The sequence below is a fragment of the Pseudomonas luteola NBRC 103146 genome (genome assembly GCF_002091675.1).
Classification (GTDB): domain Bacteria; phylum Pseudomonadota; class Gammaproteobacteria; order Pseudomonadales; family Pseudomonadaceae; genus Chryseomonas; species Chryseomonas luteola.
Genome location: NZ_BDAE01000061.1, coordinates 1 through 3,642, shown reverse-complemented (window position 1 = coordinate 3,642; position 3,642 = coordinate 1). Strand labels below are relative to the sequence as shown.

Annotated in this window: 6 protein-coding genes; all 6 read left to right on the top strand. The window is 54.8% G+C overall.

All coding sequences use genetic code 11. The features are described 5' to 3' along the window. The first annotated feature begins 67 nt into the window (after nt 1–67). Nucleotides 68–319, top strand: a complete 252-nt coding sequence (locus PLU01S_RS24900; RefSeq protein ID WP_074830546.1) for a hypothetical protein — start codon at nt 68–70, stop codon at nt 317–319. A gap of 120 nt (nt 320–439) precedes the next feature. Next, a complete protein-coding gene (locus PLU01S_RS25895) occupies nt 440–595 on the top strand; it encodes a hypothetical protein (RefSeq protein WP_159435136.1) in 156 nt (51 codons plus the stop codon). 2 nt (nt 596–597) lie between these two features. Then, nucleotides 598–819, top strand: a complete 222-nt coding sequence (locus PLU01S_RS24895) for a hypothetical protein (RefSeq protein ID WP_074830549.1) — start codon at nt 598–600, stop codon at nt 817–819. Between the two features lie 12 nt (nt 820–831). Continuing rightward, the gene (locus PLU01S_RS24890) at nt 832–1,272 is read left to right on the top strand and encodes a transposase (RefSeq protein WP_074830552.1); all 441 of its coding nucleotides are present in this window, start codon (nt 832–834) and stop codon (nt 1,270–1,272) included. Then, complete coding sequence (locus PLU01S_RS24885; RefSeq protein ID WP_074830554.1) at nt 1,250–2,557, top strand: terminase large subunit domain-containing protein; 1,308 nt, start codon at nt 1,250–1,252, stop codon at nt 2,555–2,557. The genes PLU01S_RS24890 and PLU01S_RS24885 overlap by 23 nt, the downstream gene beginning before the upstream one ends. Beyond that, the coding region (locus tag PLU01S_RS24880) for a DUF4055 domain-containing protein (RefSeq protein ID WP_084339957.1) at nt 2,557–3,642 on the top strand (1,086 nt) is incomplete at its 3' end. The genes PLU01S_RS24885 and PLU01S_RS24880, both read left to right, overlap by 1 nt.

Genomic DNA, 3,642 nt, shown 5'->3' with positions numbered 1-3,642 from the left:
CCTTGAGGCTGATCGTAATAAGCCTGCTCTGGATGCATTCCGTGAAGTCTTCAAATAGGTGAAGACCATGACTAACGATCATTTCCACCATTGGAACGATGGTCGCGGCCATCGACGCGTGTTCGTCAATGGCAACGAGGTGCTCAACGTCCGCTGGGCTGATACCAAGCAAGGCATCGTTGTGTACGCGCCTCGACCCTACAAGGTGAAGAGACCAGAGGGTGACGGGGTATACACGCGAAGGCTTAGAGTCGTGGTAACCGTTGTTCCTGTTGAGGAAAGTAGAGATGGCCAAGGTAACCATGACGCTAACGGTTAAGGTCGCATGGTGGGTTAGGCCATACCTCTATGGCCTTGTGCTTATGTCCAGGCTAACGGGATTAGAGCCTGACCTCGACAAGGTAGAGGCAGTTGTTCTCAAAGGGCTGAGGGTAAGGCCATGACACAGTGGAAGGTAACAACAGACGACAATGATGAGCGGATCGTAGAGGCTGACTCTGTCGTCTGGCGTGGCCGCCTAGCAACCTTTTACTGCGGCGCGGAAGAGATCGAGTACTTCTACGGTGTGGTATCGATTCAACGGGTGATCGAGTAGCTATGAAGAGAATCCCTATTTCGGCGGCAAAGCGAATTGCAGACGATTACGGTTATGACCAAGTAATGATTTTCGCCAGAAAGGTTGGCGAATCCGGTGGCGAACACATGACCACTTATGGCGTAACTAAGGATCACTGCTCAGCAATGGCCAGAATTGGGGATTTCCTCAAGTACAAGATCATGGGCTGGGTAAAGACAAACGAGAAGCCTGAAAAGGTGTAGCGGCAATGAACTATGGGAAGACCAACAAGCTACAAGGCGGAGTACGCCGCACAGGCACTCAAGCTTTGCAAGCTGGGCCTGACCGATAAAGAACTAGCGGAATACTTCGAGGTGTCCGAGCAGACATTGAATGCTTGGAAGAAGGCTCATCCAGCGTTTCTTGAGTCCCTAAAAGGCGGCAAGACGCTGGCAGACGCCGAGGTTGCTTCGAAACTATTCCATCGTGCTACTGGATACGAGCACGAAGACACAGACATTAGGGTAGTGAATGGCGAAATCATCCAGACGCCAATCATCAAGCATTACCCGCCAGATACCACTGCCGCAATCTTCTGGCTGAAGAACAGGCAGCCGGCGAAATGGAGAGACAAGCCAGTCGAGTCTGATCCAGACGATTTACCGCCGATGCGCGTTGAGGTCACAGTCAAAGATGCCCGTAAACCCGACGCTTAACGTCCCTCAATCGCAGTTCCTGGCACTACCCCATAAGTTCAAGGCATTCGTTGCAGGATTCGGCTCAGGCAAGACCTGGGTGGGGTGTTGTGGCCTGTCCAAGCATATGTGGGAATGGCCCCGCATCAACGCAGGGTACTTCGCACCGACCTATAGCCAGATACGAGACATCTTCTATCCGACGATGGAAGAGGTTGCCTATGAGTGGGGCCTGAAGGTCCTTATCAACCAGGGTAATCATGAGGTCCACATCTACAGCGGTCGATCCTATCGCGGAACGATCATCTGCAGATCGATGGAAAAGCCTCAGACGATTGTGGGCTTCAAGATCGGTCATGGTCTGGTCGATGAGCTGGACGTAATGAACGCCAATAAGGCCCAAGAGGCTTGGCGTAAGATTATCGCCCGTATGCGTTACAACGTGGACGGGTTAAGGAATGGCGTAGACGTCACAACGACGCCCGAGGGCTTCAAGTTCGTCTATCAGCAGTTTGCTAAGCAGGTAAGAGAGAAGCCTGCCCTTGGTGAGCGCTATGGAATGATCCAGGCGAGCACCTACGATAACGAACTCAACCTTCCTGATGACTACATACCCTCACTGTTCGAGTCGTATCCGGAACAGTTAATCAGGGCATACCTGAACGGCCAGTTCGTCAACCTGACGTCTGGATCGATCTATCACACGTATGACCGCAAGCTGAACGCCTCACAGGAGACTATTCAGCCGGCAGAACCCCTGTTCATTGGCATGGACTTCAACGTTGGCAAGATGTCAGCCATCGTCCACGTTAAGCGCCTGGGTATGCCTCATGCGGTGGATGAGATCATTAACGGCTATGACACGCCCGACATGATCAAGAAGATCAAGGAGCGCTATTGGCTATACGCCGATGGTGACTATCGCAACACACGGCAGATCAGGATTTACCCTGACGCCTCTGGTGACTCACGAAAGTCAGTGAACGCCAGCACAACGGACATAGCCCAGCTGAAACAAGCAGGGTTTGCCGTCATAGCGCCGCCAAGCAACCCTCCGGTGAAGGATCGCATCAACGCCATGAATGCGATGTTCTGCAATGCCCAGGGTGAGCGCCGCTACCGAGTTAACGCCGACAAATGCCCGACCTATGCCGACGCACTAGAGCAGCAGGTATGGGCTGCTAACGGCGAGCCAGATAAGACACAAGGCAATGACCATCCGAACGATGCTGGTGGGTACTTCATCCACAAGGACTATCCGATCGTCAAGCCTGTCACCACTATTGCTATGGGATTTGCACGCTAATGGCAGACGTTACTTACGAAAGGCCAGAGCTTACGGCTGCACGACGCCGCTGGCGACTGGTGCGCGACGTCTGCAAAGGCTCCGAACGCATCAAGGAAAGCAAGAGTTTCTACTTGCCCCAACCCAACCCTGAAGACAAGAGTGCGGCCAATCGGAAGCGCTATGAGTCGTACCTTGCCAGAGCCGTGTTCTACAACGCCACAGGGCGGACAAAGAACGGTCTGGTAGGTGCGGTGTTCACCACATGGCCGACGCTCAAGGTTCCCTCTCTGCTCCAGTACGTCAGCGAGGATATCGACGGTCAGGGCGTCAGCATCTACCAACAGAGTCAGGCGGTCATCGGGCATCTGCTCGAAACTGGCCGGCACGGGCTTCTGGTGGACTACCCAGCCATTGACGGCGGGGCATCGCTTGCTGACATGCAGGCCGGGCGCATTCGGGCTACGGTAACGGGATACAAGGCCGAGGACATCATCAACTGGCGTACCCGCCAGGTAGGTGGTCAGCACGTCCTGTCCCTTGTGGTGCTGAAGGAGCAGTACGAGGAAGACACAGCGGACGGCTTCGGTCAGGAGGTCAAAGACCAGTACCGAGTGCTCAGGCTGACAGATGAAGGCCGCTACGCCGTCGAGATCTGGCGGAATGAGGGTGGCTGGAACATCTTTGACGCTCGTGAGCCAACAGATGGTCGCGGCGCTGCCTGGACTGAAATCCCCTTTACCTTCCTCGGATCGCAAAGCAACGACGCCAACATTGACGACGCCCCGCTGTATGACATGGCGGAGCTGAACATTGCCCACTACCGGAACAGTGCTGACTACGAAGACAGCGCCTATCTGGTGGGTCAGCCGCAGGTCTATATCTCCGGCCTGGATGAACAGTGGCGAGACCATATGGAGGAAACCGGGATCTACTTCGGGTCACGTGCGCCTCTGCTGCTTCCCAATGGTGGTCAGGCAGGCATCCTCCAGGCTCAGCCTAATACGCTTGCCAAGGAGGCCATGGACGCCAAAGAGCGGCAGATGATTGCCCTAGGTGCTCGCCTGATCGAGCAGGGCAGCGGAGCCAAGACGGCCACGCAGGAA

Excerpts from the sequence above, each read along its gene's own strand:
- PLU01S_RS24900 (WP_074830546.1), top strand. The coding sequence starts at position 68 with ATGACTAACGATCATTTCCACCATTGGAACGATGGTCGCGGCCATCGA.
- PLU01S_RS24890 (WP_074830552.1), top strand. The coding sequence starts at position 832 with ATGGGAAGACCAACAAGCTACAAGGCGGAGTACGCCGCACAGGCACTC.
- PLU01S_RS24895 (WP_074830549.1), top strand. The coding sequence starts at position 598 with ATGAAGAGAATCCCTATTTCGGCGGCAAAGCGAATTGCAGACGATTAC.
- PLU01S_RS24885 (WP_074830554.1), top strand. The coding sequence starts at position 1,250 with ATGCCCGTAAACCCGACGCTTAACGTCCCTCAATCGCAGTTCCTGGCA.
- PLU01S_RS25895 (WP_159435136.1), top strand. The coding sequence starts at position 440 with ATGACACAGTGGAAGGTAACAACAGACGACAATGATGAGCGGATCGTA.